General features: G+C 73.8%; 17 protein-coding genes. 3 read left to right on the top strand and 14 right to left on the bottom strand.

Going from position 1 to position 17,763, the window contains the following annotated elements:
* Positions 1 to 365 precede the first annotated feature (365 nt).
* Together IE265_RS12485 and IE265_RS12490 are read left to right on the top strand one after the other, a co-directional pair.
* Positions 366 to 638 (top strand): hypothetical protein, encoded by a 273-nt coding sequence (locus IE265_RS12485; protein WP_190035543.1) that lies wholly within the window; start codon positions 366 to 368, stop codon positions 636 to 638.
* A 65-nt stretch (positions 639 to 703) separates the two neighbouring features.
* Positions 704 to 1,888, top strand: a complete 1,185-nt coding sequence (locus IE265_RS12490; protein WP_190035544.1) for a N(5)-(carboxyethyl)ornithine synthase — start codon at positions 704 to 706, stop codon at positions 1,886 to 1,888.
* Between the two features lie 105 nt (positions 1,889 to 1,993).
* Here the strand turns inward: IE265_RS12490 and IE265_RS12495 are convergent, their stop codons facing one another.
* From IE265_RS12495 to modA, 3 genes are read right to left on the bottom strand one after another with little or no spacing between them, the layout of a single operon-like run.
* A complete protein-coding gene (locus IE265_RS12495) occupies positions 1,994 to 3,082 on the bottom strand; it encodes an ABC transporter ATP-binding protein (protein WP_190035545.1) in 1,089 nt (362 codons plus the stop codon).
* Positions 3,079 to 3,939: a molybdate ABC transporter permease subunit gene (gene modB / locus IE265_RS12500; protein WP_190035546.1), complete on the bottom strand. Its 861-nt coding sequence runs from the start codon at positions 3,937 to 3,939 to the stop codon at positions 3,079 to 3,081. Before modB ends, IE265_RS12495 begins: the two co-directional genes overlap by 4 nt.
* Positions 3,936 to 4,766 carry a molybdate ABC transporter substrate-binding protein gene (gene modA, locus IE265_RS12505; RefSeq protein ID WP_190035547.1) on the bottom strand — a complete coding sequence of 277 codons (831 nt, stop codon included), beginning with the start codon at positions 4,764 to 4,766 and terminating at the stop codon, positions 3,936 to 3,938. The genes modB and modA overlap by 4 nt, the downstream gene beginning before the upstream one ends.
* A gap of 182 nt (positions 4,767 to 4,948) precedes the next feature.
* Here modA and IE265_RS12510 point away from each other — a divergent pair, with 182 nt between their 5' ends.
* The gene (locus IE265_RS12510) at positions 4,949 to 5,449 is read left to right on the top strand and encodes a molybdopterin-binding protein (RefSeq protein WP_190035548.1); all 501 of its coding nucleotides are present in this window, start codon (positions 4,949 to 4,951) and stop codon (positions 5,447 to 5,449) included.
* A 54-nt stretch (positions 5,450 to 5,503) separates the two neighbouring features.
* Here IE265_RS12510 and IE265_RS12515 read toward each other — a convergent pair whose 3' ends face one another.
* The 11 genes from IE265_RS12515 to IE265_RS12565 form a co-directional block, all read right to left on the bottom strand.
* Entirely contained in the window at positions 5,504 to 5,899 is a 396-nt protein-coding gene (locus IE265_RS12515) for a TOBE domain-containing protein (protein ID WP_190035549.1), read from the bottom strand.
* Positions 5,900 to 6,048: 149 nt separating this feature from the next.
* On the bottom strand, positions 6,049 to 7,743 hold the full coding sequence (locus IE265_RS12520) for an ABC transporter ATP-binding protein (protein ID WP_190035550.1): 1,695 nt from the start codon (positions 7,741 to 7,743) through the stop codon (positions 6,049 to 6,051).
* Positions 7,740 to 8,597, bottom strand: coding sequence for an ABC transporter permease (locus tag IE265_RS12525; protein ID WP_229916146.1), 858 nt, complete (start codon positions 8,595 to 8,597; stop codon positions 7,740 to 7,742). Before IE265_RS12525 ends, IE265_RS12520 begins: the two co-directional genes overlap by 4 nt.
* Positions 8,594 to 9,547, bottom strand: coding sequence for an ABC transporter permease (locus IE265_RS12530; RefSeq protein ID WP_190035551.1), 954 nt, complete (start codon positions 9,545 to 9,547; stop codon positions 8,594 to 8,596). Before IE265_RS12530 ends, IE265_RS12525 begins: the two co-directional genes overlap by 4 nt.
* Complete coding sequence (locus tag IE265_RS12535) at positions 9,544 to 11,118, bottom strand: ABC transporter substrate-binding protein (protein WP_190035552.1); 1,575 nt, start codon at positions 11,116 to 11,118, stop codon at positions 9,544 to 9,546. Before IE265_RS12535 ends, IE265_RS12530 begins: the two co-directional genes overlap by 4 nt.
* A 179-nt stretch (positions 11,119 to 11,297) precedes the next feature.
* Positions 11,298 to 12,083 (bottom strand): class I SAM-dependent DNA methyltransferase, encoded by a 786-nt coding sequence (locus IE265_RS12540; RefSeq protein ID WP_190035553.1) that lies wholly within the window; start codon positions 12,081 to 12,083, stop codon positions 11,298 to 11,300.
* Positions 12,080 to 13,312: an MFS transporter gene (locus IE265_RS12545; protein ID WP_190035554.1), complete on the bottom strand. Its 1,233-nt coding sequence runs from the start codon at positions 13,310 to 13,312 to the stop codon at positions 12,080 to 12,082. The genes IE265_RS12540 and IE265_RS12545 overlap by 4 nt, the downstream gene beginning before the upstream one ends.
* Positions 13,296 to 14,342, bottom strand: a complete 1,047-nt coding sequence (locus tag IE265_RS12550; RefSeq protein ID WP_190035555.1) for a mandelate racemase/muconate lactonizing enzyme family protein — start codon at positions 14,340 to 14,342, stop codon at positions 13,296 to 13,298. The genes IE265_RS12545 and IE265_RS12550 overlap by 17 nt, the downstream gene beginning before the upstream one ends.
* On the bottom strand, positions 14,339 to 15,424 hold the full coding sequence (locus IE265_RS12555) for a PLP-dependent cysteine synthase family protein (RefSeq protein ID WP_190035556.1): 1,086 nt from the start codon (positions 15,422 to 15,424) through the stop codon (positions 14,339 to 14,341). Before IE265_RS12555 ends, IE265_RS12550 begins: the two co-directional genes overlap by 4 nt.
* Complete coding sequence (locus IE265_RS12560; RefSeq protein WP_190035557.1) at positions 15,421 to 16,290, bottom strand: Rossmann-like domain-containing protein; 870 nt, start codon at positions 16,288 to 16,290, stop codon at positions 15,421 to 15,423. Before IE265_RS12560 ends, IE265_RS12555 begins: the two co-directional genes overlap by 4 nt.
* Positions 16,287 to 17,543 (bottom strand): ATP-grasp domain-containing protein, encoded by a 1,257-nt coding sequence (locus tag IE265_RS12565; protein ID WP_190035558.1) that lies wholly within the window; start codon positions 17,541 to 17,543, stop codon positions 16,287 to 16,289. The genes IE265_RS12560 and IE265_RS12565 overlap by 4 nt, the downstream gene beginning before the upstream one ends.
* Positions 17,544 to 17,763: the final 220 nt, after the last annotated feature.

Consider the following 17,763-nt stretch of genomic DNA (forward strand, 5'->3'; position numbering starts at 1 on the left):
CGCGTGGCGGACCCGGAGGGGAGTACGGTTGCCTCATCGAGCGCACCTCGCACGCCGTCATCCGTTTCGGCGTCGCCCTCGCGCAACGGCAGGCCGGCACACACCGGATCCGGCCGGGAATGAGCCGCATCATGCCGACTGGCTCGACCTCTCCCACCGTCCTTCGCGTCCCGTCCCGCGCGGCGCGTTAGCGGACGTCGTGGCGTCCGGGACGCACCCGGGAGCACTCCCGCGTCCCGCGCGCGTCCCCGGACCGATCACGGGGGCTCGGCACAGCACCGAACAGCTCGGCACGGCCCCGAACCGCCCGGCGATGCTCCGACCCGACCAGCACGGCACCGACCGACACAGAGGATGTGGGACGCATGTATTCGCAGGACTCGATCTCCGGTCGGCGCCGCGGGCGTCCCGAACCGACCCCGGAGGTGCTCTCGGGGCTGGCCTGCCTCATCTGCGGCACCGACTACCGCACCGGGCCCGACCCGGAGCCGGTGGTGGCGTCCCACAAGGACGACAAGCAGCTCCTCGCGTGCCGCGGCACGTGCGCACGCATGGCGAGCGGTTCCGTCGACGGCCTGGACGAGACACCCCTCCCGCTCGCCGAGCGCGTCCGCAGGCACGGGTCCGGCGGCTCCTGACGGGCCCCGGACAAGGCGCCACCAGCACGCCTGGTACCAACTGAACGAAATGATGAGGACGCGAAATGAGCCTTATGAGTCTCGGAGTGCTCGCTTCCTCCCGCAAGGAGAACGAGTTCCGTCTGCCCTTGCACCCCGCCCATATCGAGCGGATCGCCCCGGACGTACGCCAGAAGATGTTCCTCGAAGAGGGATACGGCCGACGGTTCGGCGTCAGCGACGACACGCTCGGCCCCCTTGTGGCGGGACTGCGCACTCGCGAGCAGCTCGTCGCCGAGTGCGATGTGCTGCTGCTGCCCAAGCCCATGTACGACGACGTCGCCGCGCTGCGGGAGGGCCAGGTGCTGTGGGGGTGGCCCCACTGCGTGCAGGACGCGGAGCTGACGCAGCTCGCCATCGACAAGCGGTTGACCCTCATCGCCTGGGAGGCCATGAACCACTGGACGTCCACGGGCGCCTTCAGTGTCCACGTCTTCCACAAGAACAACGAACTCGCCGGCTACTGCTCGGTGCTGCACGCCCTCCAACTCGGCGGACTGACCGGCAGCTACGGGCGGCGGCTGCGCGCCGTGGTCATCAGCTTCGGTGCCACGGGGCGCGGTGCGGTCACGGGGCTCGGCGCCATGGGGGTCTCGGACGTCACCGTGCTCACCCAGCGCGCCGCGGCGGCGGTGGCCTCGCCGATGCCGTCCGTCGTCATGAACCACTTCGAGGAGGACGAGGAGGACCCGTCGCGCCTGCGGGCCCTCACGCCGGCCGGACCCGTACCCCTCGCCGAGTACCTCGCCGGCTTCGACATCGTCGTCAACTGCGTACGGCAGGACACCGACGCGCCGCTCACGTTCGTCACCGACGAGGAACTCGCCCTGTTCCGGCCGGGCTCCTTCTTCATCGACGTCGCCTGCGACGAGGGCATGGGCTTCACCTGGGCCCGTCCGACCACCTTCGAGGAGCCGATGCCCACCGTGGGACCCGGCTGCCACTACTACGCGGTGGACCACAGCCCGTCCCACCTGTGGAACTCGGCGACGTGGGAGATCGGTGAGGCGCTCCTCCCTTATCTGCGCAAGGTGATGAGCGGCCCCGCGGCCTGGGACGCCGATCCCACGGTCGGCAAGGCCATCGAGATCCGCGACGGTGTCGTCCAGAACCCGAAGATCCTCTCCTTCCAGCACCGGACGGCCGCGTACCCCCATTCTCCTGAGATCCCGGCCCCCGTCCGCACCCCGGAGGTGCACGCGATCGCGTGAGCCCCGTGGAGACGCGGACCGCGCCCCCCCGTACGGGAAGGGGCCGGGCCGTGCCCTCTCGCACGGGACCGGCGTGCCCTCATCGGACGGGACGGACGTGTCCTGTCACACCGGATAGGCGTGCGTCTGCGCCGCCTTCACCGTCGCCCAGACCTCCGCGCCCGGGTGCAGGCCGAGTTCGGCGGCGGCGACGGTGGTCAGGTCGGCGGCGAGCGGCAGTTCCCCGCCGATGTCGGCGCGGATCTGGTCGCCGTGGGTCTCCAGCCCCGCCACCTCGCCGTGCCAGAGGTTGCGGGCGCTGGAGCCGTGGGGGCGGTCGCGGTGCAGGGTGACCGCGCTCGGCGGGAACGCCACGAACACCGGTCCGGTCAGCGTCTCCGTGATGGTGACGCCCGGGCCGGCGCCGAGGCGGACGGTGTGGCCGTCGGCCTCGCCCCGGTAGAGGTTCAGGCCCACCAGCCGCGCGATGTAGTCCGTTCGGGGGTGGCGGGCGATGTCGGACGGAGTGCCCTCCTGGACGACCCGGCCGTCCTCCACGACGACCAGGCGGTCGGCCAGCACCATCGCGTCCAGCGGATCGTGTGTCACCAGGACGGCGACGGCCTCGAACTCGGCCAGATGACGGCGGAGTTGGGAGCGGACCTCCAGGCGGGTACGGGCGTCCAGCGCCGCCAGCGGCTCGTCCAGGAGCAGCAGGCGAGGACGGGTGGCCAGCGCGCGGGCCAGGGCGACCCGCTGGGCCTGGCCGCCGGACAGCCTGCGCGGCCTGCTGCCCGCGTGCTCGGCGAGACCCAGCCGGTCGAGCCACTCGGCGGCCCGTGTCCGTGCCTCCGCCTTGCTCGCGCCCTGGCAGCGCGGCCCGAACGCCACGTTGTCGAGCGCGGTCAGGTGCGGGAAGAGGAGGTAGTCCTGGAAGACCACGCCGACGGGCCGCGACTCCGGGGGCGTGTCCTCCAGGGCCGTGCCGTCCAGCAGCAGGCGACCGCCGTCGAGAGGCGCCAGACCGGCCAGTGCGCGCAGGGCGGTGGTCTTGCCGGCGCCGTTGGGGCCCAGCAGGGCGACCACCTCGCCAGGGGCGACGCGCAGGGACACGTCGAGGCGGAAGGTGCCGCGGTCGACGAGGAGACGGGCGTCGAGGCCCTCCTCATTACTAATGGCACGGAGGGCGTGGGCGGTGCCGTGCGTGTCGGTCATGCCGTCGCCATCCAGCGGTCGCGCAGGCCGGCCAGTACGGCGACGGACACGGCCAGCAGGACCAGGCTCAGGGCGATCGCGGCCTCCGGGTCGCTCTGCAGGGCCAGGTACACGGCCAGCGGCATCGTCTGGGTCCGGCCGGGGAAGTTGCCCGCGAAGGTGATCGTCGCGCCGAACTCCCCGAGGGCCCGCGCCCAGGCCAGTACGGCGCCGGCCGCGATGCCCGGCGCGATCAGCGGCAGGGTGACACGGCGGAACGCGGTGAAGCGTGAGGCGCCCAGGGTGGCGGCGGCCTCCTCGTAGCGCGGATCGGCGGCCCGCAGGGTGCCCTCGACACTGATGACCAGGAACGGCATCGCCACGAACGCCTCCGCGACCACGACCCCCGCCGTCGTGAACGGCAGGGTGATGCCGAACCAGGAGTCCAGCGACCTCCCGACGATGCCGTTGCGGCCGAGCGCCATCAGCAGCGCCACGCCGCCCACCACCGGCGGCAGCACGAGCGGCAGGGTCACCAGGGCCCGTACGAACCCGCGGCCGGGGAACTCGACCCGGGCCAGCAGCCAGGCCAGAGGCACCCCGATCACCAGGCACACCGCGGTCGCGAGCGTGGCGCAGACCAGCGACAGCCGGAGGGCCTGCCACACCTCGGCACTGGTCAGCAGCTCGGGCATGCTCCGCCACGGAGCGCGTACGAGCAGCGCGACCAACGGCACGGCCAGGAAGGCCAGACCGATCAGCGCGGGCACCAGGAGCGGCAGCGGCGCGCCCCGCCCGGCGGCCCGGCCGCGCCGCCGCCGCGGCGCGCCCCCAAGGGTTTCGGCCGCGGCGGCGGACTTGTCTCGCGGGACGGTCACGGCTCGAGGAACCCGGCCCCGGTCAGCACCTGCCGGCCCTCGGCGGACCGTACGAGCGCGATGAACGCCTCGGCGGCCTCGGCGTTCTTCGCGTCCTCGAGGCGGACGATCGGGTAGTCGTTGATGGCGTCGGCGGACTCGGGGAACCTCACGCCCTCCACCTTGTCACCCGCAGCGTGCACATCGGTCTTGTACACGACAGCGGCGTCCGCCTCCTTGAGTTCGACCTTCGTCAGCGCCCCCTTGACGTCCTGCTCGTAGGAGACGGGGGTGAGCTTCAGGCCGGCGGCGTCGAGGGCCTTCTGCGCCGCGGCGCCGCAGGGCACCTCCTTGTCGCACAGCACGACCTTCAGGTCGGGGTTCGTCAGGTCCTTCAGCGAGGCGACCTTGTCGGGGTTGCCCGGCAGGGTGGCGATCTCCAGCTCGTTGCGTACGAAGGTGGCGGGCGTTCCCGACGCGTCGCCGGCGTCCGTCACGATCTTCATCGTCTTGGGGCTGGCCGAGGCGAACACGTCAGCCGGAGCGCCGCCGGTGATGCTCGCGGCGAGGGAGTCGCTGCCGCCGAAGCTGAAGGTCACCTTCGTGCCCGGGTGTTCCTTCTCGAAGTTCTTGCCCAGGGTCTCGAAGCCCTCCTTCAGTGAGGCGGCCGCGAACACGGTGACCGTGCCGGACAGCTTCTCCTGTGACGAGGCTGAGGCGGACCCGTCCGACGTGCCGGACGAGGAGTCGTCCGGCGACGAACAGGCGCTCAGGGCCAACAGAGCGGCGGCGCCCGCGCCGGCCACCCGCAGGGTCCGACGGGTCCGGTGCGCGGTACGGGTTGTCACGGGTCCACTCCCTCTGGTCCTTGCGGACACGACTGCGGCCTTCTGTGACCACAATACTTCCGCAGATGCAAGGGCAAAGTCTCTTGTTGCTTTGCATGAGCCGGGACTGTGGAAGGAGAGGGTGGCATGTGCGTTTGCACCGGACGTGACTGCGGGTACGGTCGTGCGGGAGGTGGTGGCCCGTGCGCCAGTCCCATTCGGCCGCCGGCACGGCGGCCCGTCCGATCGCGGAACCCGCACTCACCGGCGATCTGACCCGTCCGGCCCGGCTGACGCTGCCCGATCTGCGCGCCCGGCCGCAGCACCGCGCCGACGTCGGCTTCGAGTGCGCGACCAGCGGTCCGCGGCGCCACCGGTTCACCGGACCGCTGCCGCACGACGTGCTCGCGGACGCGGGCCTCGAGTCCGACCGCGCCCGCCGCAAGGACCGGCTGCGGATCCTGATCACTGTGTCCGGCGCGGACGGGCACCACGCGCTGCTGTCCCGGGCCGAGACCGACCCCGACTTCGGCCGCGTACCCGTTCTGCCCGCCGTGTCCATCGACGCCGTCCCGCTCGCCCGCTCCGGGCCGCAGTTCGTGCTGCCCCGGGACCGCTGCGGAGCACGGCACATCAGCGGTAGCAACGCGGTGCGCGTGGACGGGGGTACAGGCCGTAGCCGGGTCGGCCGGGTCAGGCGGTGACCCGGTCGCTGGGGGGCCGGGGCGCTGAGTGGCCGGAGCGGTGGCGTCCCGCCGTCAGGCCCGGTCGATGTGCACGTTCGTCGACTTGACCCGGGCGGTGGCCTCCACCCCCACCTCCAGCCCGAGTTCCTCGACGGCCTCCCGTGTCAGCAGCGACACCAGCCGGTGCGGCCCGGCCTGGATCTCCACCTGTGCGGCGACGTCACCGAGCTTCACGGCGGTGACGATGCCGGGGAAGGCGTTGCGCACGGAGGTGTACGAGGAGTCCTCCTCCGCGCCTCCGGACCTGGCCAGTTCCACGGAGAACGCGGCCAGGTCCCGGCCGTCGACGAGGCGCCGGCCGCCCTCGTCCCGGTGCGTGGGCACCCGTCCGGCGTCCGCCCAGCGCCGCGCGGTGTCGGGGCTCACGCCGAGGAGCCGTGCGGCCTGGCCGATCGTGTAGGACTGCATGAGATCACGATAGGCGCCCGCGCGGCCGCGCGACCCGGGGAAGGCGCGGCCCGCCCGGGCGTGTGCCGGTCGCCCCCACCGGGGCGGGCCGTGAGCCCACCGCCGACGGCACCCGCCACCGCTCCCGGGGGTCCCGATCCCGCGACGCATCACGCAGACCCGGCCTCCGACGCCCGGCACGACGATCCGGCGGGTCCCGGAATGGCATCCGGGACGGGCACAGCCTTCGAGGCCGCCACCAGTGCCGCGGTGAGCGGATGCCGCGGCGCCGTCAGGACCTCGGCCGACGACCCCTGCTCGACCACCTCTCCCGCGTCCAGCACCGCGACCCGGGACGCGAACCGGGCCGCGACCAGGTCGTGCGTGACGAGGACCAACGACATGTCGCCGCGAGTGCGGAGCAGCCCGTCGAGCAGGTCGAGGGTGTCCCGACGGGTGTCCGTGTCGAGGCCGGCGGTGACCTCGTCGCACACCAGCACGCGCGGGCGGGCCAGCAACGCCCGTGCCAGCGCCGCCCGCTGGAGTTCACCGCCGGACAGTCCGCCCGGGCAGCGGTCCGCCGACACGGTGCTGAGCCCCAGGGCGCCGAGCATCGCCGAGGCCTCGGCGCGGGCGTCCCGCGCCGGCACCCCGCGCAGCCGTACCGCCGTGCGGGCCACCTGGTCCCGTAGCGGCCGACGCTCGTCGAAGGAGGCCCGCGCGTCCTGGAACACGTACTGAACCGCGGCGAGTTGGCGCCGGTCGCGATCCCTCAGGCTGCGCGGCAGCACGACCGGGCCGAGCAGCACCTGTCCGTCGTACGTGCGATGGAGCCCGGCCAGACAGCGCGCCAGGGTCGTCTTGCCGCTGCCCGAACGGCCGAGGACCGCCAGGCACTCCCCGCCGCGCAGCGCGAGGTCCGGGACGTGCAGCACCTCGGAGCCGTCGGGGTGGCGCGCGTGCAGGTCGCGGACCCGGAGCACGACGTCCGGACGGGGCGCGCCGAACGCCGTGTCCCGAGTCAACGCAAGCTTCACAGGCGGAAGTTCACGCGTGCCCGAAGTTGCGGGCGACCGCAGGACGCGCTGCGCGGGACCGCGCTCGACGACGCGGCCGTCCCGCAGGACCAGCACCTCGTCGGCGAGCGCCCGTACGGCTGCCAGGTCGTGGCTGAGCAGCACGACGCCGATGCCGCGCGCGGCGACCGCCGCCAGTTCCTCCACCACGCGCCGCCTGGTGAGCGCGTCCTGCCCCGTGGTGGGCTCGTCGGCGACCACGACCCTGGCCCCGAGCAGCAGGGCCTGTGCGAGGACGATCCGCTGCTGCTGTCCGCCCGAGAGCTGATGCGGGAACCGCCCGACCAGTGCGGCCCCGTCCGGGAGTTGGGCCGCGGCCATCGCCTCCAGGACCCGTGCGCGTGCCGCTTGCCGCCGGGCCCGGCGCGGCAGCCCGCGCACCTGTCCCAACGCGATGTCGTGCAGCAGGGCGCCCACCCGCCGCACAGGATTGAGCACCGCCGCCGGGTCCTGCGGCACATGGCCGACCGGTGCGCCACGGGCCGCCGTACCCCTGGCGGGACCACCGCGGACCGGGGCGGGGCCGACCGGGACGGGGCCCGACGGCACATGACCCACGCGCTCCCCGCCCACCCGGACGGTGCCGCTCACGAGAGCCCCGGCCGGGAACTCGCCGAGCAGCGCCCGGCCCGTCGTCGTCTTCCCGCTGCCGGACGGCCCGACCAGCGCGGTCACCCTGCCCGGCCGCACCCGCAGGCTCACCCCGTCCAGGATGCGCCGGCCGCCCACGGAGACGGTCAGCCCTTCGATCTCCGCCACCGCTCCCGGCGCCGTCTCCGACCCGCTCACAGCCGTCGCTCCTTCACTTGGTCACTCGCGAGGACATCGCGGGCGGCACCCGGCCGGGACGTGCCCCGGCGGGCCCCGAGCGCGGCGTCGACCAGCAGGTTGCACCCCGTCGTCAGTGCGACGACCAGCAGCGCGGGCACCACCACGGCCCACGGCTGCACGAACAGGCCCGTACGGTTCCGGTCGACCATCACGGCCCAGTCGGCGGCGTCCGGCGCCACCCCGATGCCGAGGAAGGCGGCCGTGGCGACCAGGTAGAGCGCCCCGGTCAGGCGCACCCCCGCGTCGGCGCAGAGCGGGCGCGCGACCGACCGGCCGACATGGCCCACCGCTGTCCGCCACCACGACTCGCCCTGCATCCGCAGTGCCTCCACGGCCGGACGGGAAGCGGCCTCGGCCGCGGACGCCCGTACGACGCGTGCCGCGTCCGGGATGTTGACGAGGGCCACCAGCAGGGCGAGCCCCGTCGCGCCCGGCGGGAAGGCGGCGGCCGCCAGCAGGATCATCAGGAGCGACGGCACGGCCAGCAGGACGTCCAGCGGCCGCATCAGCACCTCCTCCAACCAGTGCCGCCGGGTCAGCGCGCAGACCAGCCCCAGTGGCACCGCCACCAGGTACGCCAGCGCCGTCGCGGACAGCGCGACCAGCACCACGGACCGCCCACCGAGCAGCACTTGGCGCACCACGTCCCGTCCCACGAAGTCCGTGCCCAGCCAATGCCCGCCGCCCGCGGTGAAGGAGGCGGCCCGGGGTCCGGGCTCCCCGGCGAACAAGGGCCCCGCCAGTGCGATTACGAGCGGGACGCACACCAGCGCGGCCCCGAGCGCGAAGCGCGCCGACGGCAGCCCTCTCACGCGGCCACCTCCGTCCTCGGGGCGAACCGGTGGGCGACGAGGTCCGCCCCCAGGTTCAGCACCACCGTGACCACGCCGAACACCACGGCGAGCCCCTGGACCACCGGAACATCCCGCTCGGCCACCGCGTCCATGAGCACGGTGCCCAGGCCCGGTATCACGAACAACGCCTCGACGACGATCACCCCGCACAGCAACCAGTCGACGGTGCGCGCCAGTTGCTGTGCGGCGGGCGCCACCGCGTTCGGCAGTGCGTGCGCGTACCGCACCCGGGCGTCGGGAATCCCGTAGCGGCGGGCCTGGGCGACGTACGGCGAGGCGAGCGCGTCGATCATCCCGGCCCGCACGAGCCGGGACAGCGAGCACACGGGACGGGCCAGCAGGACCAGCACCGGCAGGACGAGCGCCGCCGGATGCCCGAGCAGGTCGGTGCCGTACCCGACCGCCGTCGGCGGCAGCCAGTCCAGCCGCAGCGCGAACACCGTCACCAGCAGCACGCCGAGGGCGAACTCCGGTACCGCGTACACCCCGAGCGTCACGGCGCTGACGAGCCGGTCCACCCACCGGTCCTCGAACCGGGCGGCCAGCACCCCGAGCCCGACCCCCAGCGGCACCAGGGGCACCACCGTGAGCGCGGCGAGCAGCAGGCTGGGCCCGAAGGCGCCGGAGAGGTACGAGCTGACGGGCCGCCCCGACGCCAGGGAGTGGCCGAGGTCCCCCCGCGGCAGTCCGGCGGCCCAGTCGGCGAACCGCTCGTGGGCGGGCCGGTCCAGCTCCATCGCCTCACGCAGGGCGGCGATCCGCGCCGGATCCGGCTGATCACCGGCGAGTGCCACCGCCGCGTCCCCCGGCAGCGCCTCGGTGAGCCCGAAGACCAGCAGCACCACGGCCACGGTCTGGACGCAGCCGAGGAGCAGTCGGCGGGCAACCCACGACCCGAGTCCGCTCACGCCAGCCAGACCTTGTCGAACCGGACCCAGTCGAGGGTGTTCGCGGGCGCCTTCCGGTCGACTCCCCGCACCGAAGGGGCCGTTCCGATGATCCAGTCGGCGAACCCCCACACCAGGAAGCCCCCTTCGGCGTACAGCCGGCGCTGCATCCGCCCGAACAGGGCCGCGCGCTCCTCGTCGTCCTTCGTGGCCTGCGCCTGCCGGTAGAGCGCGTCGAAGTCCTTGTGGGCCCACTTGGTGGCGTTGGTGGTGGAGTCGGTGAGCAGCCGCTGCGAGATGTGCGACTCGATCGGCATCGCGCCCGAGCGATAGCAGCAGAGGGTCCCGGAGTCGAGCACGTCCGCCCAGTAGGAGTCCTTGCCGCCCGTCCTGACCTCGACGGTGACGCCCGCCCCGGCCGCCTGGTCGCGGAAGATCCCGGCGGCCTCGGTGAAGCCCGCCGCGACCGAGGACGTGTCCAGGGTGACCCTGAGATCCGAGGCCCCGGCCTCTTCGAGGAGGGAGCGCGCGCGGTCGAGGTCCTGCGTTCGCTGCGGCAGGTCGTCGGCGTAGAACTCGCAGCCCTTGCCGAACAGGTCGTTGCCGACCACTCCCGCCCCCGACAGCGCCCCGTCGACCAGCTCCTGCCGGTCGGCGATCAGGAAGAACGCCCGGCGCACCCGCGGGTCGTCGAAGGGAGCCCGGTCCGTCTTCATGGCGAAGGCCTGCATGGCGCTGTTGCGCAGCCGTACGATCTCGATCCTGCCCCGGCCCTCGTGGGCGCGGGCCGTCGCCGGGTTCAGTTCATGGGCGTACTCGACCTGCCCGCCGAGCAGCGCGTTGACCCGTGCCGACTCCTCGTCGGCGACCAGGAACTCCAGCTCGTCCAGGTACGGAGCGCCGTCCCAGTAGTCGTCGTTGCGCCGCAGGACGGCGGTGCGGCCCGGTGCGAACGACACGAGGCGGAAGGGTCCCGATCCGACCGGCGCACGGTCGAGGTCCCGCGCTCCCTCGGGAACGATGTACGCGCCGAACGAGGCGAGCACGTTGGGGAATTCGGCGGTGGGACGCTTGAGCACGAACTCGACGGTCCGCGCGTCCACGGCGCGGCTCGCGTCCAGGTCGACGGGCTCCAGGGACGCCTTGGCGCGGAAGGCCCCGGCGGGGTCGGCGATCCGGCGGTAGCTGTACAGGACGTCCCTGGCGGTGACCGGCCTGCCGTCGTGGAACTCGGCCCGGCGAAGGGACACCTTCCAGCGGTCCAGGCCCGGTCGTGCCTCCCAGGACGAGGCCAGCCTCGGCCGCGCGGAGAGGTCGTCGCCGTAGTCGGCGAGCTTGTCGTAGAGGGCCTTGGCGCGCGCGACGTCGGCGAACAGGCTGGCGCGGTGGGGGTCGAGGGTCTCGCCGGCGCCTCCGCCCGCGAACGCGGCGCGCAGCCGTCCGCCGCGTCGGGGGGTGCCTCCGCCCGAGGCCCCGCCGGAGTCGCCCCGGGAGCCGCCGCAGCCCGCGAGGGCGAGGGCGCCGAGGCCGGAGGCGGCGGTGAGGAAGCCTCTGCGCCGGAGGCCGGTGTGGTTGTGGTCGTGGTCGTTCATGACGGTGTCCTTGCTGTGAGACGGCGAGGTGTCGGGGTGCCGCGATGTCGGGGTGCCGCGGTGTCGGGGTGCGGGGGTGCCGAGGTCTTCGTGAGGGCGCGGGAGCCGTGGGACCGCGGCCCGTGTACAGGAGCCGCGGCTCCCGGCCCGTGCCGGGTGCCGGGTGCCGTGGAAGCGGGTCAGGCGTCGAGCCGGGCCACCACATGCAGCCTGTCCGCGTCGGCCGCGGTACCGGGCAGGTCGCCCTCGCGCCACGGCGGCTCGGTGCGGGGCCCCGGGCCGTCGTGCAGGGCGAGTACGGAGAAGCCGTGGACGGTCAGGAAGTACCGGAGTTCCTGGGGCAGGAGCAGCCGCCAGGCCGAGTGCTGCTCGACGGGTCGGCGGCCGTCGTCGGCGCTCCAGACGCGGGTGCGGCGCAGGAGCTGCGCGGCGCGGTCCACGTACAGGGTGGTCGTCGACCGGTACGAAGTGCCCTGCCAGGCGAACCGGTTGACCACGGGTCTCGCCAACAGGGCTTCGCGGCCCAGGAAGTAGGCACCGTTGCGCATCTCCGCGACGAGGACTCCGCCCGGCGCCAGCGCCCGGCGGCAGGACGCGAGGCAGCCGTCGAGGTCGTCGTTGCCGTGGCAGTTGAGCAGTGCGCTGTCCAGGCACACCACCGCGTCGAACACCCCTTCTCCCAGGGCGAACCCGCGCAGGTCGCCGCGGACGTACCGGGGCCCGGGATGGTGGACCCGCGCGTGCGCCAGCATGGCTTCGGACAGGTCGGCCCCGACGACCCGCCGTCCGGCGGCGTGCAGGTGGGCCGCGTCCCGTCCGGTCCCGCATCCCAGGTCGAGGACCCGCGACCCGGCCCCGTGCCGGCGCAGGCAGTCCTCCGCCCAGCGTCCTGCCAGGCGCTCCGGATCGGGGAACCGGGCCTCGTACAGTCGCGGGTCGTCCGTGAGCAGGTTGCCGCTCGTCATGACGCCACCGGGACGGGCGCGGCGCTTTCGGGCAGGGCCCCGAGGCGGCGCAGCCTCGCCACGGCGCCCGCCGACGCCAGGCCGACGGCCAGGCAGCAGGCCCAGGGCAGCCAGGCGGCACCCCGTCCGGCCCCGGTGTCCATGGCCCAGCCGACGGCGGCGTTGCCCACGGCCGCCGCGATTCCGGACACCATGTAGAAGATCCCGAAGCAGGTGCCGGTGAGCTCCGGCCGCCCGAAGCGCGGGACCAGCTCCATGACGAACGGCTGGGCGGCCATGGTGCCGAGCGACAGGAGCAGGGCACCGGCGAGGACGAGTACGGCGTGCCAGGCCCGGGGCAGGTCTCCCGCCACCAGCAGGGGCGGCAGGAAGGCGAGCCCCATGAGCGCGAGTCCGGCCGTGACGGCCTGTGCCCGGTGTCTCCCCAGGGCGCGGGTGATCCGCATCTGCAGGGTGAAGGTGGCGACCGTCCCGACGACGAGGACCAGTCCGGGCGCGCCGTCCCAGCCCGTGGCCCGGCGGGCGCCCTCCGGCAGCAGCAGGTACAGCTGGTTCTCCAGGGTGAACATGCCGACCATGGCGAGTGAGAAGGCACGGAACGCGCGGTTGCCGACCACTTCGCGCCAGTCCGCGAGCACTCCGCCCCGGGTGGGTGGCACCGGCCGCGCGGGCAGCAGCAGTGCCTGCGCGACCGTCAGCAGGGCGAAGATCCCTGCGGCCGTGAGCGCCGACGTCCGGAAGCCGACGAGCAGCAGCACGCTGCCCAGCAGCGGTCCGATCAGCGCGCCGGCCGTGGCGAACACCTGGAACAGGGCGAATGCCTCGGCCCTGCGCACACCGGCCTCCTGCGCGAGCAGGGCGCGTACGGCCGGATTGAACAGTGCCCCGGCCAGGCCGCTGAGCACGGACGCGCCGAGGAGCACCGCGAGTCCGTCGCCCAGCGCGAACAGGGCGAATCCGACGGTACGCAGCGCGCAGCCCGCGATGATCACCCCGCGTGCCCCGAGCCGGTCGGCGGCCGATCCGCCGATGAGGAACAGGCCCTGCTGGCTGAGGTTGCGTACCCCGAGCACGATTCCGACGACGGCCGCCGACAGGCCCAGGTCCTCGGTCAAGTGCGTGGCCAGATAGGGGATGAGGAGGTAGAAGCCGGTGTTCACGCCGAGCTGGTTGACCAGCAGGAGCCGGATCGCGGGCGGGAAGGCGCGTATCTCACGCAGTGTCCGCACGGGCCGCACCCCTCTCCCGCACGCCGAGTCCGGGCAGCTCGCCCGCCCGGACCACGCCGTCGGTGCCTCCGATGCCGGTCCACGGGTCGTCGGCGAGCAGCAGATGGCCGTCGAGGTCCGCCCAGTGGGCCCGGTCGGCGAGGTGTACGGCGGGTGCGAGGCCGAGGGTGCTCGCGGTGAGGCAGCCGAGCATCAGGGCGGTGCCGCTGCCGGCGACGAGTTCGGCGATGCCCAGGGCCGCGCGGGGGCCGCCGCACTTGGCGAGTTTGACGTTCACGCCGTGCACCCGGCCGGCCAGGCGCCGTACGTCCTCCGCCGAGACGGCGTCCTCGTCGGCGATGACGGGCAGCGGGGCCCGCTCCGCGAGACGGGCCAGGGATTCCGGATCGCCCGGCGCGACCGGCTGTTCGACGGCCTCGACGCCGAGTTCGGCGAAGCGGGGCAGCAGCCGGCGCGCCTCGGAGGAGGTCCAGGCGCCGTTGGGGTCGAGCAGCAGCCGGACCCCGGGCGCCGCCGCCCGCACGGCACGCACGCGCTCCAGGTCGTCGCGCGGGTCGGGCGTACCCGCCTTGATCTTCAGCAGGGTGAATCCGCGGTCCGCGAGGCCGCGGGCCACGGCGGCGGCGTGGGCGGGCGCGACGATGCCGATGGTGCGGGCGGTCGCCGCCGCGGGCGCGGTACGCGCGCCGAGGAGCCGGTGCACGGGGACGTCGGCCCGTCGGCCGCACAGGTCGAGCAGCGCGCTCTCCACCGCCGCGCCCACCCCGGCGGGCCGGTGTTCGGCGGGCCGCTCGCGCAACGCGGTCTCGGGGTCGGGGAAGCGGCCGAGATCCCGGCCGGCCTCGGACAACTGCCGTTGCAGCAGCGCGGTGTCGAGTCCGTAGTAGGCACTGGTGACGGCCTCGCCGTGGCCGCGCAGTCCCTCGTGCTCGACCGTCAGCCAGACGGCGTCACGAGCGCTCGTGGTGGAGCGGGAGATGCGCAGCGGTTCGGCGAGTGCCAGCCGCACGGTGCGCAGGGTCGCCTTCACGGGGTTCCTTCCGACGGGAGGCGCAGGGGGTCGGTCACGGTGGCGCAGCGGACCCAGCCGGTGGCTTCGGCATGGCGCGGGTGCGGGATCTCGACGGGCCGGGTCGCGGCATTGGCCGGATCGATGCCGTGCGCGGCGGTGAACGCGTCGTCGTACACGCTGTCCAGGTAGCGGTGCGGACCGTCCGGGAAGACCGTGGCGACCACGGAGCCGGGGTGGAGCCGGGCCGCCCAGGCCGAGACGACCGCGACCGCGCCGGTGGACCAGCCGCCGCTCACGAAGTTGCCCAGGGCGAGGCGCCGGCAGGCGTCCGCGGCTTCGGCGGGTCCCACCCAGTGCACCTCGTCGAACGCGTCGTAGGCCACGTTGCGCGGATGGATGCTGCTGCCGAGCCCCCGCATCAGCCGGGGCCTGGCGGGCTGGCCGAAGATGGTGGACCCGGTGGCGTCCACGCCGATCAGCCGCAGTCCGGGCCAGTGCCTTCGCAGCGGTCCCGCGACACCGGCGCTGTGGCCGCCGGTGCCCACGCTGCACACCAGGACGTCCACCCGGTCGAGCTGGGAGGCGAGTTCGGCGGCGAGCGAGGCGTATCCGGCGATGTTGTCGGGGTTGTTGTACTGGTCGGGCCAGTACGCGTCCGGGAGCAGGGTGAGCAGGCTCCGCAGCCGGGAGAGCCGGGCCGCCTGCCAGCCTCCTACGGCCGCAGGACGGCTCACCAGGTCGAGCCGGGCTCCGTAGGCGCGCAGCAACTGCCGCATCGACGGTTCCAGCTCGGTGTCGCCGACCAGCACGATCGGGTGGCCCAGTGCCTGGCCGGCGAAGGCGAGTCCGATCCCCAGCGTTCCCGAGGTCGACTCCACCACCGGGGCGCCGGGGCGCAGTTCGCCCCGCTCGCGGGCGCCGAGGAGCATCGACACCGCGGCCCGTGCCTTCATGCCGCCGGCGGCGAGGCCTTCGAGCTTGGCCCAGAAGCCGGGCTGCGGACAGGGCAGGTCCGCGGTGACCCTGGCCAGCGGTGTGCGGCCGAGCAGCGTGAGCAGCTCGGGGTTGGCGGTGCGCGGAGGCAATGCGGTCGTCGTCACTGTGCGGCCTCCGCGGAGCCGTAGCGGTGGATGACACCGGGGCCGCCGTCCAGCCAGAAGAACGGGTACGGCTCCGCGCACACGGCGCTCACCCCGGCGCCGAGGAAGCGCGGCAGGACGGCGCTTCCGGTCTGCGCGAACATCACGAGCCGCTTCCCGGTGCGCAGGGCGTGCGCCCTCAGTGGTTCGAACGTGCCGTTGCCGAGTGTCATCCCGGACGCCAGTACGGCGTCGCAGCGGTCGAGTTCGGCGAGCGCGTCGGTGACCACCGGCTCACCCCACTCCGTGGTCCCGCCCTTGAGGTCGCACGCCACATACCGGAGGCCGCGCGAACGCAGCTGCTCCAGGAGGGAGTTCACGACACCGACCACCAGGACGGTCCGTCCGGGCGGCAGAGCCAGCAGGTCGGTCACGGCCACCGCGCGGGCCCGCGACCGCTCCAGCGAACTCCCGGCGGGCAGCGCGTGGGGGACGGCTCCGTTCTCCGGCGTGTGGGGCGTCGTATGCATCAGATACGCGTCCAGCGCCGCCACCGCGACGGGGCGCAGCGGATGCCTCAGCAGACCCGCCACGTCGGCGCCCACGCAGTCGTCCGCAGTGCCGTCAGGCAACTCGCCCGGCTCGACCGCGCACGAGCCGACCGCGCTGCCGAGGCGCAGTCCGAGCACCTCGTTGCGGTAGCCGCCGCGCCGGCCGTCGTGCCGTACGGCCTGGCGGGTCGTGAACGCCATGGTGATGCGGAGCGTGCGGGGATCGGGGCCGAGTTCCCCCGCGAGCACCCGGGCCACCAGGGCGTCCGGGCAGTCCCGTTCGGGGGCCTCCTCCCGTGCGGCCGGCGCGGTGGCCGTGCCGGTCGGCGCGCTCATCGGGCGGCCACCTTGGTGTGCAGCCCCGACAGGAGGGCTTCCGCACGGGCCCGCGCGCCGAGCCCGTCGGCGTCGCCCGCCATCACGTGCCCGAGGTACTCGTTGTTGCTGTCGGCGGCCCTGACCGCGTCTCCAGGTGAGGCGAACGCCGCCTCCAGGACGTCGGGCGCGCTCCGGACGTTCTCGGCTCCGACGACCGCCTCCAGTGTGCCGCTCCTGTCCGGCACGAGGAAGGCGACGGCCGCGCTGCGCAGTCCTGTGGCGCGTCGGCGCAGGTCGGGGGCGCGGCCGAGTGCCACGTCCACACTCGCGGCGGCGAGGTCGACGCCGGTGACGTGTCGGACCAGTTCGGTGATGCGGTTGCCCGCCGGGCGCGGGTTGACCTCGACCACGCGCGGTCCGGCGGCGGTGAGTTTGATCTCGGTGTGGGCCACGACGGAGTCCAGACCGAGTGCCCGGACCGCCCGGAGGGCGGTGTCCTCGGCGGCCTTCGTCTCGCCGGGGGCGAGGGAGGCGGGGAACATGTGCCCGGTCTCGATGAAGGCGGGTGCCCCGCCGGTGCTCTTGTCCGTGACGCCCACCACGTGTGTCGTCCCGCCGTACGTCACCGTCTCCACGCTGACCTCGGGGCCGTCGAGGAGTTCCTCCAGCAGCAGGACGGGGGAGCGCAGTTGGCCGCGGGCGTTCACGGGGAACTCCGCGACGGCCCGGCAGACGTCCGCCAGGGCGCGCTCGTCGTCCACGCGCCGTACGTACATGCCGGCGCACAGGTCCACGGGTTTGACCACCAGCGGGAAGCCCAGTTCGCGTGCGGCCCGCGGTACCGCCGCGTGGTCGGCGCAGACGGCGAACCGCGGTCCGGGGACGCCGGCCCCGTGCAGGACACGGCGGGTCGCGTCCTTGCGGCAGGCGTCCGCCACCGACTCGGGGGCCGGACCGGGAAGCCCGAGGCGCCCGGCGATGCGGGCGGCGGTCGGGAGGTAGTAGTCGCAGGACGTGACCACGCCGTGGAAGCCGAGGGCCCGGTGCAGGCGGTCCACGAAGGGGAGGAGGGAGCTCTCGTCGTTCGTGTCGGCGCCCACGGTGTTGCGGGCGGCGAGCAGCGGGTGTGCCGTGCCCTCGGGGGCCGAGCGCAGATAGTGGTGCAGGTCGCGGGTGAGAAAGGTGAATGTGTGCCCGCCTTCAAGGATCGCCCGGGGGAGCAGTCTGCTCATCGATCCGACCCAGCTCTCGACCACCAGTAGATGAGCCACAACTCCCCTTTCACGCACTGCGGTTGGGTTCCGGACATGCCGAAGCGCCCCGGATCGGGGCAGCGGCGGCGTGACCGACGCACACGTTATCGATAATCGTTTTCATTGTCATCACGCGGCGGCGCTTCTTGCCGCGACGGCAAGAAATCGGTGGACGGAGCCCGATCGGCGGCTCTACCCTCGGCCGGTCCGAGTGGTGACACCTGATGAACGGGGTGCG

Source organism: Streptomyces fructofermentans (assembly GCF_014651055.1).
GTDB lineage: Bacteria > Actinomycetota > Actinomycetes > Streptomycetales > Streptomycetaceae > Streptomyces > Streptomyces fructofermentans.

What these genes read in the sequence shown, in the direction of transcription:
- IE265_RS12515 (WP_190035549.1), bottom strand. Translation starts at nt 5,899, where the DNA reads ATGCAGTCCTACACGATCGGCCAGGCCGCACGGCTCCTCGGCGTGAGC.
- IE265_RS12540 (WP_190035553.1), bottom strand. Translation starts at nt 12,083, where the DNA reads ATGACGAGCGGCAACCTGCTCACGGACGACCCGCGACTGTACGAGGCC.
- IE265_RS12490 (WP_190035544.1), top strand. Translation starts at nt 704, where the DNA reads ATGAGCCTTATGAGTCTCGGAGTGCTCGCTTCCTCCCGCAAGGAGAAC.
- IE265_RS12560 (WP_190035557.1), bottom strand. Translation starts at nt 16,290, where the DNA reads ATGAGCGCGCCGACCGGCACGGCCACCGCGCCGGCCGCACGGGAGGAG.
- IE265_RS12535 (WP_190035552.1), bottom strand. Translation starts at nt 11,118, where the DNA reads ATGAACGACCACGACCACAACCACACCGGCCTCCGGCGCAGAGGCTTC.
- IE265_RS12495 (WP_190035545.1), bottom strand. Translation starts at nt 3,082, where the DNA reads ATGACCGACACGCACGGCACCGCCCACGCCCTCCGTGCCATTAGTAAT.
- IE265_RS12485 (WP_190035543.1), top strand. Translation starts at nt 366, where the DNA reads ATGTATTCGCAGGACTCGATCTCCGGTCGGCGCCGCGGGCGTCCCGAA.